Source organism: Azospirillum formosense (assembly GCF_013340925.1).
GTDB classification, from domain to species: Bacteria; Pseudomonadota; Alphaproteobacteria; order Azospirillales; family Azospirillaceae; genus Azospirillum; species Azospirillum formosense.
In genome coordinates, this window is record NZ_WHOR01000509.1 from 1 (window position 1) to 1,215 (window position 1,215).

1 pseudogene is annotated in these 1,215 nt (G+C 73.9%); it reads right to left on the minus strand.

Features of this window, described 5'->3' with window-relative positions:
* A pseudogene (locus GBZ26_RS29465) lies at nt 1–1,215 on the minus strand (type VI secretion system protein TssA); the annotation flags it as partial.

Here is a 1,215-nt window from a genome sequence, read left to right on the forward strand (position 1 = left end):
GACCGGGCCGCTGGCCGTCGCTTCGAACAGCAGCAGCGGCTCGGTGTCCGGGCCGGGGCGGCGGTCGCGCTGCGGCGCGGCCTGCCGGCTGGCCAGGGCGAACAGCGCCCAGGGACCGTCATAGTCAAAGCGCAGCGAGGGGCCGTCCACCGTCACCCCCGCACCGACGCCGGAGACCGGCAGCACGGTGCCGTCCTTGGCCCAGCGCAGCGTCAGGCTCAGCCGGTCGCCGGGGTACCAGCGCAGCGGCGTGCGCGGCAGCATGCTGGACAGGGCGCCGTTCGGCGTGGCGAGTTTCCATTCGATGATGTCGCTGCCTCCGGCCTCGCGCCCGCGGTTGACGCGGAAGGCGGGGTCGAGCGCCAGACCGCCGGTCTGGTCCGGGGTCACCGCGGCGATCAGCAGCGGGCGCGCCCGCTCCATCGTCTCCACGAAGCGCAGCGCCTCGCGCCCGGCGGTGCCGAACCGCTCGCCGCGACGCAAGCCCTCCAGCACGAAGGCCGACCGCGCGTCGAACCGCTCGTAGAAGGCGCGCACCGCCGCCGGATCGGCCTCCTCGCCCGCCACGGCGGCGGCGGCAAAGGGGAAACGTCCGGCCAGCATCTCGTTGAAGGACGCGGCCATGTCGACATAGGCGTCGTAGACGCGGGCGTCGGCGGCCAGCACGCAGCGCGTGGCGATCCACTGCTTCAGCTCGGCCAGACGGCTGCGGAAGAAGTCGTCCGGCACCCCGTCGATGGCGCCCAGATTCTGGCAGCCGGCGGCGTCCACCGCGGCGCTTTCCACCGTCACGAACTTTTCCAGCTGCACCAGGGAGCTGTTGGGGCGCCCGCCGTCGTACTTGTCCAGCTCGGCGATGATGCGCGCCCATTTGGCGGCGGCCCCCGATCCGCTCCCGGCGCCCATCACCGGGCGCTCCAGGATCTCCACCACCGGGGCGGCGATGTCCCGGGCGAGCACCGTCACCTCCTGCCGGGCGTTGCCGAGGTAGAGCGCCAGCCCGGCCGGCGTGGCCTGCCCGAACAGCAGGTGCGGCACCAGCGGCCCGTCCACCCAGACGTCCAGCGCGTGGGCGTCGGGACGGTAGAGCTGGTCGCCTTCGAGCAGCCGGTCGGCCTGGGCCAGCACGGCGTTGGCCTGCCGGGCTACCGTGTCGCGGATGGTGTCGGCGGAGGTGGTCAGCCCGATCTGGCCGGAGGCCTGCATGGGCGCGGG